The organism is Streptomyces dryopteridis (assembly GCF_049606955.1).
Classification (GTDB): Bacteria; Actinomycetota; Actinomycetes; order Streptomycetales; family Streptomycetaceae; genus Streptomyces.
The window spans coordinates 956833-972969 of the sequence record NZ_CP187113.1 but is presented as its reverse complement, the minus strand read 5'-3'; the positions used below and the strand labels follow the sequence as shown (position 1 = coordinate 972969).

At 76.3% G+C, this 16137-nt stretch carries 12 protein-coding genes; 10 read left to right on the top strand and 2 right to left on the bottom strand.

Features of this window, described 5'->3' with window-relative positions; all coding sequences use genetic code 11:
• Positions 1 to 16 precede the first annotated feature (16 nt).
• Together ACN20G_RS03895 and ACN20G_RS03890 are read left to right on the top strand one after the other, a co-directional pair.
• The gene (locus ACN20G_RS03895) at positions 17 to 1270 is read left to right on the top strand and encodes a helix-turn-helix domain-containing protein (protein ID WP_424211301.1); all 1254 of its coding nucleotides are present in this window, start codon (positions 17 to 19) and stop codon (positions 1268 to 1270) included.
• Positions 1271 to 1362: 92 nt separating this feature from the next.
• Entirely contained in the window at positions 1363 to 1722 is a 360-nt protein-coding gene (locus ACN20G_RS03890; protein ID WP_424211300.1) for a hypothetical protein, read from the top strand.
• Between the two features lie 101 nt (positions 1723 to 1823).
• On the opposite strand, the gene ACN20G_RS03885 is transcribed toward ACN20G_RS03890, so the two are convergent.
• Positions 1824 to 2198 carry a winged helix-turn-helix transcriptional regulator gene (locus ACN20G_RS03885; RefSeq protein ID WP_424211299.1) on the bottom strand — a complete coding sequence of 125 codons (375 nt, stop codon included), beginning with the start codon at positions 2196 to 2198 and terminating at the stop codon, positions 1824 to 1826.
• Between the two features lie 69 nt (positions 2199 to 2267).
• Between ACN20G_RS03885 and ACN20G_RS03880 the strand changes: the two genes are divergently transcribed.
• Entirely contained in the window at positions 2268 to 2927 is a 660-nt protein-coding gene (locus ACN20G_RS03880) for an NADPH-dependent F420 reductase (protein ID WP_424211298.1), read from the top strand.
• 218 nt (positions 2928 to 3145) lie between these two features.
• Here the strand turns inward: ACN20G_RS03880 and ACN20G_RS03875 are convergent, their stop codons facing one another.
• The gene (locus ACN20G_RS03875; RefSeq protein ID WP_424215360.1) at positions 3146 to 4477 is read right to left on the bottom strand and encodes an aminopeptidase P family protein; all 1332 of its coding nucleotides are present in this window, start codon (positions 4475 to 4477) and stop codon (positions 3146 to 3148) included.
• Positions 4478 to 4751: 274 nt separating this feature from the next.
• Here ACN20G_RS03875 and ACN20G_RS03870 point away from each other — a divergent pair, with 274 nt between their 5' ends.
• The 7 genes from ACN20G_RS03870 (at position 4752) to ACN20G_RS03840 (ending at position 15783) form a co-directional block, all read left to right on the top strand.
• Entirely contained in the window at positions 4752 to 7121 is a 2370-nt protein-coding gene (locus tag ACN20G_RS03870; RefSeq protein ID WP_424211297.1) for a collagenase, read from the top strand.
• Positions 7122 to 8311: 1190 nt separating this feature from the next.
• Positions 8312 to 9541 carry an NAD(P)/FAD-dependent oxidoreductase gene (locus ACN20G_RS03865; protein ID WP_424211296.1) on the top strand — a complete coding sequence of 410 codons (1230 nt, stop codon included), beginning with the start codon at positions 8312 to 8314 and terminating at the stop codon, positions 9539 to 9541.
• Positions 9538 to 9903, top strand: a complete 366-nt coding sequence (locus tag ACN20G_RS03860) for a (2Fe-2S)-binding protein (RefSeq protein ID WP_424211295.1) — start codon at positions 9538 to 9540, stop codon at positions 9901 to 9903. Before ACN20G_RS03865 ends, ACN20G_RS03860 begins: the two co-directional genes overlap by 4 nt.
• 991 nt (positions 9904 to 10894) lie before the next feature.
• Positions 10895 to 12391 carry an NAD(P)/FAD-dependent oxidoreductase gene (locus ACN20G_RS03855; protein ID WP_424215359.1) on the top strand — a complete coding sequence of 499 codons (1497 nt, stop codon included), beginning with the start codon at positions 10895 to 10897 and terminating at the stop codon, positions 12389 to 12391.
• A gap of 183 nt (positions 12392 to 12574) precedes the next feature.
• Entirely contained in the window at positions 12575 to 13438 is an 864-nt protein-coding gene (locus ACN20G_RS03850) for a dihydrodipicolinate synthase family protein (protein ID WP_424215358.1), read from the top strand.
• A gap of 126 nt (positions 13439 to 13564) precedes the next feature.
• On the top strand, positions 13565 to 14572 hold the full coding sequence (locus ACN20G_RS03845; RefSeq protein WP_424211294.1) for a proline racemase family protein: 1008 nt from the start codon (positions 13565 to 13567) through the stop codon (positions 14570 to 14572).
• A complete protein-coding gene (locus tag ACN20G_RS03840; RefSeq protein WP_424211293.1) occupies positions 14569 to 15783 on the top strand; it encodes a proline racemase family protein in 1215 nt (404 codons plus the stop codon). Before ACN20G_RS03845 ends, ACN20G_RS03840 begins: the two co-directional genes overlap by 4 nt.
• The last annotated feature ends 354 nt before the right edge of the window (positions 15784 to 16137 follow it).

Genomic DNA, 16137 nt, shown 5'->3' with positions numbered 1-16137 from the left:
AGAGAGGGGCAAGGCCGTGTCAGCTGATGCTACTCCGGACCCGTACGCCGACCGGCTGGTCGTCGGACAGCGAACGCAGATCCTGCGGCAGCGACGAGGGCTCACGAGAGAACAGCTCGGGGGGCTCGTCGGGCGCTCCGGGTCGTGGGTCAAGGCCGTGGAGACCGGCCGGCTGAAGACCCCCGCGCTGCCCGTCCTGCTGCGGATCGCGGAGGTGCTGCGGGTCCGGGACCTCGCCGAGCTCACCGGCGACCAGAGCGTGCGCATCGACCTGTTCACCGGCGCCGGACACCCGCGGCTCGCCGCCGTCCAGGCCGCCGTCAACGCCCTGCCGCTCGGCTCCTCCCCGAGGCCCGCGCCCCCGACCGCCCACCTGAACGCGCGGCTGGCCCGCGCCTGGGAAGCCCGGCACCGGGCCCCCGACCACCGTGAGGTGATCGGCCGGCTGCTCCCGGACCTCATCCTCGACGCCCAGGCCACCGCCCGCGAGGCCGATACCCGAGCCGAGCGGCGGGCCGCGCAGGCGGCTTTGGCCGAGGTCTACGCGCTGGCGCAGTTCTTCGCCGCGTACCAACCGGACCCGGCCCTGTTGTGGCGGCTCGCGGACCGGGGGATGCTCGCGGCCCGCGAATCGGAGTGCCCGCACGCCATCGGGGTGGCCGGCTGGCTGCTTGCCCAGGCCCACCGTGACGGCGGACCCGCGCACTTCGACGCCGCCGACCAGGTCACCCGTGACGTGCTCGCCCACCTGGAGCCCCTGCTGCCCGAAGCCGACCCCGAGGTGCGGGCCATCACCGGGGCCCTGATCTTCGAGGCGGGGTACACGGCGGCCCGGCGCGGTGAGACGGGGGTCGCGTGGGCCCACTGGGACAAGGCCGAGCGCGTGGCCCTGACCCTGCCGGCGGACTACTACCACCCCGTCACCAGCTTCGGCCGTGCCGTCATGGGGGCTCACGCCGTCACGGTCGCCGTGGAACTGCGCACGGGCGGCGAGGCCGCACGTCAGGCGGCACGCTCGGACCGGACCGCGATCCCCTCCCGCCCCCGCCGAGCCCGCCACCGCATCGAGATGGCCCGCGGCTACCACCTCGACGGACAACCGGACACGGCACTGGCCACCCTGGAACAGGCCCACGAAGCCGCCCCCGAGACGATCCGGTACAACGGCTACGCGAAACGCATCGTGCTGGAGGAGTGCGAATCCAAGAGCCCGACCCGCAGGCGCCGCGCCTCTGAACTAGCGCTCAAACTGGGCGTGTTGGCGGCCTGACGGGCAAGGGGCACAAACTGTGCCCCTGCCGTGGCGAGCCCACTCCTACCGTCGTTTCCGCACGTACGGAAACCGACGGTAGGGAGTGCGGGATGACCGAGTTGTGGCGTGAGTTGGCGCATCCGTTGTTGGGGAAGACGGTGGTCGACTCGTTGTCGGGGCGGGTCGGGGTGCTCAAGGTGGTGATGACCGAGGCCGAGGTGAAGCCGTACACGCCCACTCGGTACGTGGCGAAGGCGCACGTGCGGATGAGCAGCGGCTACGAGTTCATGACCCTGCCCGAGTACCTCTCCGAGGGCGAGCCCGTCGCGGAGGAACCCGGGCGGTTCTGCCGTCGCTGCGACCGGCCGATCCGCGCGGGGGAGCGCGGCGACACGATCCACCCGGACTCCATGTCCGGCGCCGAACCACCCGTGCACCTGCACCGGGGGCCGTGCCCCACGGGGGACTGACGACCCGGTCGGCGAGGCGCGGCGCCGGGGGTTCGGCCTGAGCCGGGCGCGTCGTCTTCGCGCCCGTGCGCGGCCCGCCGGGCGGGTCCCGGTGCGGGCCGTCAGGGCCGGTCGGCCTCCGCCTCCTCCGCCTCCTCCGTCGCCTTCGCGACCTCGTCGCCGTGGGCGAAGGCCCAGGCGCCGAGGGTGCCGATGGGGGCCAGGAGGGTGCGGCCGAGGTCGGTGAGGGCGTAGTCGACGTGTGGGGGTGCGCCCGGGTGGGCGGTGCGGGTGATCAGGCCGTGGGAGCGCAGGCGGCGGAGGGTTTCGGTCAGGACCTTCGCGCTGATCCCGCCGATGCGGGACCGCAGTTCGCGCGGACGCCGGGGGCCGTCCCGCAGTGCCCACAGGACCACCGGGTTCCAGGTGTTGGAGAGCAGGTCGAAGGCCAACCGGGCCCGGCAGTCGGCGAGCAGGGGGTCGGGGTCGGGGGTCACGTACCGAATGGTGCCCGAGCGGCCTCCGATGATGGGCGGGTCCGATCGGGTCGTTCACGGGAGGCTGGCGTGCGGGTGGGTGTGTTGGGGGCCGGGAACATGGCCGAGGCATTGGGCCGGCACTGGGCGCGGGCCGGGCACGAGGTGTTCGTCGGCGCGCGGGATCCGGGGCGGGCGGTGCGGCTCGCGGAGCGGATCGGGGGCGTGGGCGGGGGCGGCGTGCGGGAGGCGGCCGGGTTCGGGGACGCGGTGCTCGTCGCGTTGCCGTACGGGGCGGGGGCCGAGGTGGTGGGTTCGCTGCGGCGGGAGTTGGCCGGGCGGGTGCTCGTGGACTGCTCGAATCCGGTCGGGCCCGGGTTCCGGTTGTCGACGGGGGGCGGGCCGTCGGCGGCGCAGCGGTTGGCGGCGGCGGCGCCGGGGGCGCGGGTGGTGAAGGCGTTCAACCTGTGCCACGAGGACGTGTGGCGGATGGACCCGCCCGTGTTCGACGGCGTGCCCCTCGCGGTGCCGGTGTGCGGGGACGAGGAGGGGGCGGTGGCCCTCGTGGGCCGGCTCGTGCGGGACGTGGGCGCCGAGCCGGTGGCCGCCGGCGGGCTCGATCGGGCGGGGTTGGTGGAGGCGACGGCGGCGCTGTACATCGGGCTGTGGGTGGGGGAGGGCGCCGACGTCCGCGCCCTGGCCCCACCCCTCACCCACGCCGCCGGCCCACCCCGGGCCCGCTACTCCTGAGCCCGTTCGCCCGGCTCGCCGGCAGGACCGGCCGGTCCGGGGGCGGTCGTGCCCCGAGCGCGGCCGTGGCCCGGGGGCCGACCCGGCACCATCCCGGGTGCGGGTGCGGGTGCGGGTGCGGGTGCGGGTGCGGGTGCGGGTGCGGGTGCGGGTGCGGCCCGTGCGGCCCCGTGCCGCCCGGTCCCCGATGAGTCCCGTCGCCGCCCGCTCAGGGCTCGTCAGTCCTCGCGGAGGGTGGCCATCCAGGTTTCCACCGCGTCCGGGGTGCGGGGGAGGGCCGAGGACATGAGGTGGGCGCCTTCGGCGGTGATGACCAGGTCGTCCTCGATGCGGACGCCGATGCCGCGCAGTTCGGGCGGGAGGGTCTCGTCGTCGGGCTGGAAGTACAGGCCGGGTTCGACGGTGAGGACGTGGCCCTCGGCGAGGGGGCCGGCGGTGTAGGTGCTCGCGCGGGCCTTCGCGCAGTCGTGCACGTCCAGGCCGAGCATGTGCCCGCTGCCGCACAGGGTGTAGCGGCGGTGCAGGTCGCCGTCGGCGTGTTTGAGCATGCCCCAGTCGACCAGGCCCTCCGTGATCACGGCCATGCACGCCCGGTGGAACTCGCGGAACTCCACGCCCGGCCGCAGCGCGTCGATGCCGGCCTGTTGCGCGGCCAGCACCAGTTCGTACACGCGGCGTTGCACGGGGGAGAAGCGGCCGGAGAGGGGGAGGGTACGGGTGATGTCGGCGGTGTGGAGGGTGTCGACCTCGACGCCCGCGTCGAACAGCAGCAGGTCGGCCGGGTCGAGCCGGCCGTCGTTGCGGGTCCAGTGCAGGACGCAGGCGTGGGCGCCGGACGCGGCGATGGTCTCGTAGCCGGTGCCGTTGCCCTCGGCGCGGGCGCGCAGGTCGAAGACCCCTTCGAGCCAGCGCTCGCCGCGCCGGTGCGCGAGCGCCGTGGGCAGGGCGCGGACCATGTCGGTGAAGCCGGTGGTGGTGTGGTCCACGGCCTCCTGGAGCCGGGCCAGTTCCCATGCGTCCTTGATCAGGCGGAGTTCGGCGAGGGCGGCGTCGAGTTCCGGATCGCGGCCGAGGAGCAGACCGGGGGCCCGGGTGGGGTCCGTGCCGGTGCCTGCGCCTGCGCCCGCAGTGCCGTCGGTGAGGGGGACGCAGCGGATGCCGGTGAGGGACTCGACCTCGTCGACGTCGGGGCGGCGGCCCACCCACAGTTCGCCGTGGCGCCGGTCGCGGAAGAAGGCGTCCTGGCCGGGGCCGCGCGGGGAGCGGGGGCGCACGTGCAGGACGGCCTGGTGGCCGGGGCCGTCGGGTTCGAGGACGAGGACGTGGTCGGCCTGGGTCTCGTCGGTGAGTCCGGTGAGCCAGGCGTAGGCGCTGTGCGGGCGGAAGCGGAAGTCGCAGTCGTTGCTGCGGACCGCGACCCGGCCGGCGGGCACGATGAGCCGGACGCCGGGGAAGCGGGCGGAGAGGCGGGCGCGGCGGCCGGCGGTGTGCTCGTGGCCGGGGACCCGGGCCGCGGGGTCGAGGGGGGTCGGGGCCCAGTTCAGGCCCATGGCGGCGGCCAGTTCGGGGGACGGGTCGAGGTCGTGGCCGGCGGTGACGGGACGGTCTGACACGAGGCTCCTCGCGGGGGGTGAACGACAACGGAAAGGGTCGTACGGGCAACTGACGACCGCCCAGGTCTTGTCAGTGCAATTTCACATTACTATGTTACTGCCTCGTGCGGAGCCGGTGAGAGATCCCGGCGCGAGAGCCAACTCCCGTACGCAGTAGCCCAGTTCGCGCACCACCCCCCACTCTTCCGCCCGTTCCGAACGGAGTCCTCCGGTGCCGCAACACAGAACCGCGCGCTCGATCGTGCTCGCCGCCGCCGTCACGGTCACCCTCGTCGGCGTCACGGGGCAGACCCTCGCCGCCCCCGCCCCCGGCCCCGCCGCGCACCCCAAGCCGGCCGCCGCCCCCACGGCGGCCCCCACACCCGCACCGACCACGGCCCCGACCACGGCACCGAACCCGCACGACGAGGTCGACCGCCTCGCCCGCGCCCCCAAGCCCACCGCGAGCCCCGCCCCCGCCCCCGGCGGCCGCACCGAGGCCCGCGTGCCCGGCGCCGTCGGCGGCAAGGCGACGGCCCGCGCCCGGGGCGCGGCCCCGGCCCGCACCCTCGCCGGAGTCCCGTGCACCCTCGACGGGATCACCGGCCTGAGCCCCGAGCGCTTCGCCGACTTCCTCGCCGACCCGGCCGTCAAGGCCGACGGCTGTCTGCGCGAGCTGCTGTGGACCTGGGACGCCCGCCTCGTCCCCGTGATGTCCGACGCGCACGTGCAGGCCGTGTCCCGCCGCGCCGAGAGCCTCGCCGCCGGACACGACGGCACCGGGGCCGCGCACCTGGAGGAGATGTTCACCTACCTGCACGCGGTCGCCTACCACGACTTCTCCCGCACCGAGATCGACGTCACCGACGCCCCCACCGTCGACGCCATGCGCCGCGCCGTCGCCGCCTTCGGCACGGCCCCCCGCACCTTCGACGTGACCGCCTCCAACGCCAACACCCTGCGCGAGGCCCTCTACGCGGCCAGTTCGCCGGGCCTGCGGCAGCACCAACTCCCCCTCATCGTGAAGGTGCTCGCCACCATGGGCCCCGACCGGCCCGCCACCCACAAGGACGCCGCGTGGGCCGGGGCCGCGCTCGCCGCGCTGTCCGTCAACTACCTCGGCGTCTACCCCGGCAACCAGGACTCCGCCTTCCACGCGGCCGTCGCCGCCGACCCCGCCTACCGGGCCGCGTTCCGCGCGTTCGCCGGCCACACCCACCTCAAGGGCACCGCGAACGCGTGGGTCGTGCGCGACGCGCTCTCCGAATACGGCCGCTTCGGCCAGATATCCGGGCTGCGCGACGAGACCGTGCGCGGGGTCGGCGGGCTGGTCGCGCAGGTCAGCGCGAACTTCGGCGAGGGCAGCGGCCCGTGGGCCTCACTGGTCAACTGGCTCAACTACTACGACGCGTGCGCCGCGTACGGGGTCTGCAAGGCCGACATCGAGGCCCGGATCTTCCCCAACACGTACGTGTACGACGGCGGCGCCATCAAGGTCCGCACCGGCCTGGACCGGGCCACCGTCGACCAGCTCTACTACGCGAGCAAGCAGGTCAAGGCCCAGTTCCTGCGCGTGCTCGGCACCGAGACCCCCCTCGCGGGCGACCCGAACACCTCGCTGAACATCGTCCTGTACGCCTCCCGCTCCGACTACGAGGTCTACCACCCGATCCTCACCGGCATGGGCACCGAGAACGGCGGCGTGTACATCGAGAGCGGCGCCACCTTCTACACCTACCAGCGGCGCGTCCCCCAGGACTCCTCCCTCACCCTCGAAGAGCTCTTCCGCCACGAGTACACCCACTACCTGAACGGCCGCTGGGCCGTCCCCGGTTTCTTCGGCGAGGGCCCCTGGTACGAGGGCGACCGCACCACCGCCATGGACGAGGGCACCGCCGAGTTCTTCGCCGGCTCCACGCGCGACAACGGCGTCGCCGTCCGCAAATCCCTCGTCCGGGGCGTCATCAACGACACCGCCGGCGGCGGGCCCCGCATGAGCGTGCGCGACCTGCTGCACGCCGAGTACGAGCGCGACGGATTCCGCTTCTACAACTACGCGGGCACCTTCTTCGAGTTCCTGTGGACCCGCAAGCCCGCCGAACTGCGCCGCATGTACACCCTGCTGCGGGCCGGGGACGTGGCCGGCTACGACGCGTGGCGGGACCGGCTGAGCGCCGACACCTACCTCCAGCGCGACTACGACCGCTTCCTCGACGAGCGGATCGCGGAGGTGGACCGGCTGTACGTGCCCAACACGACGTACAACACGGACGACCGGCTCCGCGAGACCACGGCCGCCGCGATCCGCTCCGCGTTCGCCGCCGCCACGTCCAACACCCCCGACTGCGTGGAGAACGGCGGCCCCGGCAAACGCCGCTTCACGTGCACCGGCCGGATCACCGCGAACCTCGCGGACTGGCGCAGCGAGGACAAGGTCTTCCAGGACATGTCGGAGACGGTCGACTACTTCATCCTCGACCGGGCGGGCGCGGCGTCCCCGAACCTGGCGGACATGAACTGCCGATTCGGGGGCGTGGAGATCTGGTCCAACAAGGTCGCGGGCACGGCGGACTTCGCCTGCGACGGGCCCTTGCGGGGCTGATGGCGGGGGACGGGGCCGGGGCCGGGGGCCGGGGGCCGGGCCTTGGCCTCGGCCCGGGCCCCCGGCCCCGGCCCGGGGCCGGGCTTCGGTACCGGCCCGGGCCCCGACCTTGGCCCCGGCCCGGTCCGGGCTCCGGCCTCGGCTCCGGCTCCGGTTCGGGCCTCGGCCCCGGCCTGGGGCAGGGCCTCGGCCCCGGCCCGGGGCAGGGCTTCGGCTCCGGTTGGGGCCTCGGCTCCGGTCCCGGCTCCGGCCTCGGTCCGGGCCTCGGCCCCGGGCCCGGCCCAGGCCACGGCCACGGCTCGGGCCTCGGCCACGGCCCGGGGCAGGGTTTCGGTACCGGCTCGGTCCGGGCTTCGGCTCCGGCGCCGTTCCGGGCCTCGGCCACGGCCCGGCCCAGGCCCGGCCCCGGCCACGGCTCGGGCCACGGCTCGGGCCACGGCTCGGGCCTCGGCCACGGCCCGGGGCAGGGTTTCGGTACCGGACCGGTCCGGGCTTCGACTCCGGCACCGGTTTGGGCCTTGGCCCCGGTTCGGGCCCCGGCCCTGGTACCGGCTCTGGCTCCGGCCCGGGCCTCGGCTCCGGTACCGGCCCCGGTCCGGGCCCCGGTACCGGGCTTCGGTGCCGGCCTGGGTCCGGGGTCTCGGTGCCGGCCTCCGGCCCGACCCCGACCCTGGCCCGGCGCCGGAATCGTGCTCCGCGCTGGGGATGGGCGCCGGGGGCGGTGCCGGGAGCCCCGGGCTTCGGGCCCAGTGCCGTCCGGCCGCGTGAACGGTCGGCACCTGCCCCGCCTGGGAGGTGATGCCCGCCGCGCGGGCGCCCGGATCCGGCCCGCGGATCCGGACGGCCGGGTTCACCGGCCCGGATTCGGTTGGCCCCGGGTTTGGTTGGCCCGGGTTCGGGCGGGCCGGATTCGTCGGCCCCCTGGCTTCGGCAACCTCCGGGCCGGCCGTGCGAGACCCCGGGACCGGGGGCTCGCCTGCGACACCTCCGGCGCGCACCCGTGAGGTCCCTCGGGCCTGTGCGGCCTGTGCGGCCTGTGCAGCCCGTCCGGCCTGTGCGGCCCGTGCAGCCCGTCCGGCCCGTCCGACCTGTGCGGCCCGTCCGGTCCGTTCGGCCTGTGTGGTCGGCCCCGTGGGTCGGCCGGGCTCCACCCTTACCCCGTTCCCGACCCCTCTGCGAGAGTGACGCCCATGTCCCCGACCCCCGCTCCCGACCTGCTGATCATCGGTGCCGGCGTGGTCGGCGCGGCCTGCGCCTTCGCCGCGTCCCGGGCCGGGTTGCGCGTCACCGTCGTCGACCGCGGGTTCCCTGCCGGCGGCACCACCGGCGCCGGCGAGGGCAACCTCCTCGTCTCCGACAAGGGCCCCGGTCCCGAACTCGACCTTGCCCTGCACTCCACCCGGCTGTGGCGGGCCTGGGCCCCGCTGCTCGACCCCGACGTGGAGTACGAGGCCAAGGGCGGCCTCGTCGTCGCCGAACGCCCCGCCGACCTCGCCGCCCTGCTCGCCTTCGCCGCCGCCCAACGCGCCGCCGGCGTCACCGCCGACGAGGTCCCCGGCGACGAACTGCGCCGGCACGAACCCCACCTCGCCCCCGGCCTGCCCGGCGGCGTCCACTACCCGCAGGACGCCCAACTGCACCCCGCCCGCGCCGCCGCCCGCCTCCTCGCCGCCTCCGGCGCCCGACTGCTGACCGGCCACGAGGTCCACGAGATCACCCGCGCCGCCGACGGCCGCGTCACCGGTGTCCGCACCACCGGGGGCCGGCTCGCGGCCGGCGCCGTCCTCAACGCCGCCGGGACCTGGGCCGGGGAGGTCGCCCGGATGGCCGGCGGGCACCTGCCGGTGCTGCCGCGACGCGGATTCGTGCTGGTCACCGAGCCGCTGCCGCGCGTCGTGCGACACAAGGTGTACTCCGCCGGCTACGTCTCCGACGTGGCGGGCGACGGCCCCGAACTCCAGTCCTCCGCCGTCGTCGAGGGCACCCCCGCCGGCCCCGTTCTCATCGGCGCCACGCGCGAACGCGTCGGCTTCGACCGCCGCCCGTCCCCCGAGGCCCTCGGCCTGCTCGCCGCGCAGGCCACCGCGCTCTTCCCGGTGCTCGGCCGGGTCCGCGCCCTGCGCGCCTACCACGGCTTCCGCCCCTACCTCCCCGACCACCTGCCGGCCATCGGCCCCGACCCCCGGGTGCCGGGCCTGCTGCACGCCTGCGGTCACGAGGGCGCCGGCATCGGCCTCGCCCCCGGCACCGCCGCCCTCGTCCTGGCCCACCTCACGGGCACCCCGACCCCCGATCCGGCCCTGTCCGAGGTCGGCGACCCCCCGGTCGCTCCCGCGCCCTTCCTGCCCGCCCGTTTCGACCCCCCGCCCGCCGGGGCCGCAGCCCCGTCCGTCCCGCACGCCCAGGAGGCCCGCCGGTGACCCCGCCGCTCTTCCCCCGCCGAGCCCGTCGGCCGGGCAGCCCCGCACCGGCACCCGATCCGCGCGCCCTCGTCGGCGGGACGCCGCACGCCGTACTCCGGCTGCGCGTGGACGGCCGCGAGGTGCCGGCCGAGGCCGGCCGCAGCGTGGCCGCCGCCCTGTGGGCCGCCGGCTTCACCCACTGGCGCACCACCCGCACCGACGGCGCTCCGCGCGGCCTGTTCTGCGGGATCGGCGTGTGCCACGACTGCCTCGTCACCGTCAACGACGAACCCAACCTGCGGGCCTGCCTCGTACCGGCCCGCGACGGGGACCGGATCACCACGCAGGAAGGGCACGGCCATGCCGACCTCACCGTCTGAGCCCACCAGCCCCACCAGCCCCACCAGCCCCACCGGACGCACCGAGGGCGCGGAGGGCGTGGAGGGCGCCGTGCGCGCGGAACCAGCCGTGCCCGCCGCTCGACCCGAGCACGCCGAACCCACCGTACGTGCCGAACCCGCCGCGCCCACCGTGCACATGGGGTCCGCTGCTCGCGCCGAGAGCGTGGAACCGACCGAGTCCGCCGAACATGCAGTGCCCGCCGCTCGGCCCGGGCATGCCGAACCCACCGCACGCACGGAGCTTGCCGCGTCCGTTGATCACGCGGGGCTCGCCGCTCGCGTCGAAGGTGTGAAACTGACCGAGTCCGCCGGACATGCGGTGCCCGCAGCTCAGCCCGGGCACGCCGAACCCCCCACCGTGCGCGCCGAGCTCGGCGCTCTCAGCGAGCACGTGGGGTCCGCTGCTTGTGCCGAGGGCGAGGAGCCGACCGAGTTTGCCGGGCACGCCGTGCCTGCCGCTCGGTCCGAGCATGCCGAACCCCTCACTGCGCGCGCCGAACTCGCCGTGCCCACCGCGCATATGGGGCCCGCCGCACGCGCCGAGGGTGTGGAAGCGACCGAGTCCGCCGAGCACGCCATGCCCACCGCTCGGTCCGAGCACGCTGAACCCCGTACCGCTCGCGCCGAGGGCGTGGAACCGCCCGAGTCTGCCGGGCACGCCGCGCCGACCGCTTGGTCTGAGCAGGCTGAACCCCCCACCACGCGAGCCGAGTTCGGCGCTCCCAGCGAGCACGTGGGGTCCGCCGCACGCGCTGAGGGTGTGGATGTGCCCGGGTCCGCCGGGCACGCCGAACCCTCCGGAGGGGCCGAGCGTGCCGAACCCGCCGCGTCCGCCGAGCGCGTGCACCCGGTCGAACCCGTCGTGCCCGCCTCACGCATCGTGCCCGGGAATCCCGCGGTGCCCGGCGAACCTGCCGCATCCGGCGGGCTCGCCGTGTCCGCCGTGCCCGGCGGGCGTGTGGGGTGGGCCGTGGGCGTCGGCGGCCATGCGTCCGGGCCGGTCGCCGATCTCGCGATCGTCGGGGCCGGGCCGGCGGGGCTGGCCGCCGCCGACACCGCCGCTCGTGCCGGCCTGCGCGTGCTGCTGCTCGACGGCGCCGCGCACCCCGGCGGCCAGTACTGGCGCGGCCCCGACCCCGCGCTCGGCGCCCGACGGCCCGAGCGCCTCCACCACCACCGCGCGGACCGTGCCCGGCTCCTGGCCGCGCTCGACGCGCACCGCCGGACCGGCGCCGTACGGTTTCTGCCCGGCCGCCAGGTGTGGGCCGTCACGGGTGAAGCGGGCGCGTGGACGGTGCACACCACCGCGACCGTCCCGGCCGGCACCGGGGTCGGCGGCGAGGGCGGTTCGGACGCCGGTCTCACGGTCCTGCCGGCCCGCGCGCTGCTGCTCGCCGCCGGGGCGTTCGAGCGGCAGCACCCGTTCCCCGGCTGGACCCTGCCCGGGGTGCTCGGCGCGGGCGGGGCGCAGGCCCTGCTCAAGGGGCAACTCGTCGTGCCCGGTCGGCGGGTCGTCGTGGCGGGCACCGGTCCGCTGCTGCTCGCCGTCGCGGACTCGCTGGCGGCGGCCGGGGTGCGGGTGCCGGCCGTGGTGGAGTCGGCGGGCGCGGGCGACTGGCTGCGGCGGGCCGGGGCGCTGCTGCGCAGCCCCGACAAGCTCGTGGAGGGGGCCCGGTTCGGCCTCGGGCTGGCCCGCCGGGCCACGCGGGTGCTGACGGGTCACGCCGTGGTCGCCGCCCACGGCACCGACCGGGTCGAGGCCGTCACGGTGGCCCGGGTGGACGGGTCCGGGCGGCCGGTGCCCGGCACGGGACGCCGCGTCCCGTGCGACGCCCTCGCCGTCGGGCACGGGCTGCTGCCGCGCCTGGACCTCGCCGTCACCCTCGGGTGCGCGGTGCGGACCGGACCGGACGGGGCGCCCGCGCTCCGCGTGGACGGCCGGCAGGCCACCGACGTGCCCGGGATCTGGGCGGCGGGGGAGACCTGCGGGGTCGCGGGGGTCGGCGCGGCGCTCGCCGAGGGCGAGATCGCCGCGCTGGCCGTCGCCGGCCGCCCCGTCCCGGCGGGCGCGTTGCGCCGGCGGGACCGGCAACGGGAGTTCGCGGACGCCGTCGCCACCGTGCACCGGCCGCGTCCGGGTGCGGTGGCGGCGTTGCCCGCGCACACCGAGGTCTGTCGGTGCGAGGGGGTGACGGCCGGGGAGATCCGGACCGCCGCGGCCGATCTCGGGGGCGGGGACGTGCGCACGGTGAAGCTGCTGACCCGGGCCGGGATGGGCTGGTGCCAGGGCCGCACCTGCGGCCCGACGGTCGCGGCCCTGTGCGGTCGTCCCCCGACCCCGGACCGCCGCCCCCTCGCCGACCCCGTCCCCCTCTCCGAACTCGCCGCGCTGGCCCCCGCTCCCGCTCCCGGCCCCGTCTCCGTCTCCGTCCCCGGGGTGGCCCGTGGCGGCGACGCCGCATCCTGACGCAACGTCAAGAGTCTTTTCTCCCAAGGCCCTTGTGGCCTCTTCGCACGGCTCAGTAAAATGTCACACCTCACCTCAGGGAGTCCTGCCATGACCCACCCGCACACCCCCGAGCCCCTCACCGCCACCCCCGCCGCCGTCGTCACCGCCGACGAGCGCGAGGGGCGCCCCTGGCGGGGCGTGATGGTCGCCACCGCCCTGCCGTTCCGCCCGGACGGCGCCCCCGACCTCGACGCCTTCGGCGCGCACGTCGCCTGGCTGATCGCCGAGGGCTGCGACGGTGTCGTGCCCAACGGCTCGCTCGGCGAGTACCAGACCCTCACCGACGCCGAACGCGCCGACGTGGTCCGCGTCGCCATCGAGGCCGCCGGCGACGGGGCCCGCGTGATGCCCGGCGTGTCCGCCTACGGCAGCGCCGAGGCCCGCCGCTGGACCGAGCGCGCCGCCGAGGCCGGCGCCGGCTCCGTCCTCGCCCTCCCGCCCAACGCCTACCGCGCCGACCCCGACACCGTCCGCGCCCACTACGTCGAGATCGCCGCCGTCGGCCTGCCCGTCGTCGCCTACAACAACCCGCTCGACACCCGCGTCGACCTCGCCCCCGACCTGCTGGCCCGCCTGCACGCCGACGGGTCGATCGTCGCCGTCAAGGAGTTCACCGGCGATGTCCGACGGGCCTGGGAGATCGCCGAACTCGCCCCGGAACTGGATCTGTTGATCGGCGCGGACGACGTGCTCCTCGAACTCGCCCTCGCCGGCGCCGTCGGCTGGATCGCCGGCTACCCCAACGCCCTCCCGCGCTCCTGCGTCGCCCTCTACCGCGCCGCCCGCGCCCACGACCTCGACGCCGCCCTGCCCCTCTACCGGGCCCTGCACCCGCTGCTCCGCTGGGACTCGCGCACCGAGTTCGTGCAGGCCATCAAGGCGTCCATGGACCTCGCCGGACGCGTCGGCGGCGCCACCCGCCCGCCGCGCGCCCCGCTCGCCCCCGCCTCGGCCGCCGCCGTGCGCGCCGTCACCGAGAAGGTCCTCGCCGACGGGCACCGCTGAGCCACGTACCGCCGAGCTACGTACCTCCGAGGCCCGTACCGCCGAGGCCCGCGTCCACCCGCTCCGCCCCGTCGCGCCCCGTCGCGAGAGCCCGCGTCCGCGCCCGAGCCGAGAGGCCCCGCACCCATGCGCACGAGAACCGTCCTGACCTCCGTCGAATCCCACACGGAGGGCATGCCCACCCGCGTGATCACCGGTGGCGTCGGCGTCATCCCCGGCGCCACCATGGCCGAACGCCGCCTGCACTTCATCGAGCACCTCGACCACCTCCGCACCCTCCTCATGTTCGAACCGCGCGGCCACGCCGCCATGAGCGGCGCCATCCTGCAACCCCCCACCCGCCCCGACGCCGACCACGGGGTGCTCTTCATCGAGGTCTCCGGCCTCCTCCCGATGTGCGGCCACGGCACCCTCGGCGTGGCCACCGTGCTCGTGGAGACCGGCATGGTGCCGGTGGTGGAACCCGTCACCACCGTCCGGCTCGACACCCCGGCCGGGCTCGTCGCCGTGGACGTGGCCGTCGAGGACGGGGTCGCCGTCTCGGCCACCCTCACCAACGTGCCCGCGTTCTCCGTCGCCCTCGACCGCAAGATCGAGGTGCCAGGCCTGGGCGCCGTCCCCTACGACCTCGCCTACGGTGGCAACTTCTACGCCTTCGTCGACCTCGACGCCCTCGGCCTGCCCTTCGACCGGGCCCACAAGGACGAGTGGCTCGCCGCCGGCCTCGCGATCATGGCCGCCGTCAACGCCGACCCCGAACACCGCCCCACGCACCCCGAGGACCCGGCCGTCGGCGGCCTGAAGCACGTCCACCTCACCGCCCCCGGCTCCGACGCGCACCACAGTCGGCACGCCATGGCCATCCACCCGGGCTGGTTCGACCGCAGCCCCTGCGGCACCGGCACCAGCGCCCGCATGGCCCAGCTCCACGCCCGCGGCCTGCTGCCCCTGCACCGGGACTTCGTCAACGAGTCCTTCATCGGTACCCGCTTCACCGGTCGCCTCGTCGCCGAGACCACCGTCGCCGGCCGGCCCGCCGTCGTGCCCACCATCACCGGCCGGGCCTGGATCACCGGCACCGCCCAATGGTTCCTCGACCCCTCCGACCCCTTCCCCCGGGGCTTCCTGCCGTGACCCGCCCGACCTCCTCGACCCGCCCGACCTCCTCGACCCACCCGACCTCCGCGCTCACCGTCCGTACCGTCGACTACCACACGGCGGGCGAGCCCTTCCGGATCGTCGCCGAGGGCCCCACCGGCACCGGCACCGGCACCGGTACCGACGTCGACCCCGACCCCGAACGTCCCCTCGACTGGGCCGGGCTGACCGCACCCGACGGATCCACCGTCGCCGAGCGCTCGGCCCGCGCCGTCGGGCGGGGCGGCTCGGGCACCGCGCCCCGGCCCTCGCCCCTGGACGACCTGCGGCGCGCGCTCAGCGCCGAACCCCGGGGCCACGCCGGGATGTACGGCGGCTTCCTCGTGCCCCCCGACCCCGCGCCCCCCGTGCCCGCGCTCGTGCCCGGGCCGGGTCGGGCGGGCCCGGCGGGGGCCGCGCCCCGCCCCGCCCACCTCGGCGTCGTCTTCTGGCACGGCGACGGCTACTCCACCGCCTGCGGCCACGGCACCCTTGCCCTCGCCGCCTGGGTCGTGGACACCGGCACCGTCCCCGCCCCCGACGAGGGCCGCGCCGAGGTACGGATCGACACCCCCGCCGGCCGGGTCACCGCCCACGTCCACCGCGCCGCCGGCCGCACCACCGGCATCGGCTACCGGGGCGCGCCCGCCCGGATCGGGGCCCGCGCCGTCCCCGTCGGCACCTCCCGCGGCCTGCTCGACGTGGACCTCGCCCACGCCGGTGCCTGCTACGCCAGCCTGCCCGCCCGGCACGCCGGCCTCACCGTCACCCGACCCGATCTGCCCGCGCTCACCGCCCTCGCCGCCGAGGTCCGCGCCGCCCTCGCCGGCCACCCCGGCGGCTGGGACCCGGCCGGCCCGCTGCGCTCCGGCGTGTACGGCGTCACCCTGTACGAGGACCTGCCCGACACCCCGCTCGGCCCGCACCAACGCTCCCTCACCGTCTTCGCCGACGGGCGGATCGACCGTTCCCCGTGCGGCTCCGGCACCGCCGCCCGACTCGCCCTGCTCGCCGCCGACGGACGGATCGGGCCCGGCGCCGACCTCCTGCACGAATCCCTCGTCGGCACCCTCTTCACCGGCCGGGTCCTCGGCCCGGGCCCCGAGGGCACGGTCCTCACCGAGGTCACCGGCACCGCCCACCGCACCGGCGAACACCTCTTCCACCTCGACCCCGCCGACCCCCTCGGCCCCGGATTCACCCTGTGACCGCGCCCGACACGTCCCCCGACACGACATCCGACCCGACAGCCGCCCCGACGCCCGACCCGACACCCGAGGGGCCCGGCGACGGACCCGAACCGACCCCCGACACCGGGCGCGTGCCGATCACCCGAACGGCCCCCGCCGGATATCCTGCGACCCGGTCCGCGAGCGGACCCGCCCCCGGGCGCGAGCGGCCCGCCGCGCGGCTCGGGCACCCCTCCCCGGCAGGGCGGGGAGGACGCCGAACTCGAAGGGGTCACACCATGGGGGACCAGGAACACGACGGGACACCCGACCGGGCACCCGAGCACGCACCCGCCCGCCCCGGGGACACCGGCGGCCTCGTCCGCCCCCGCA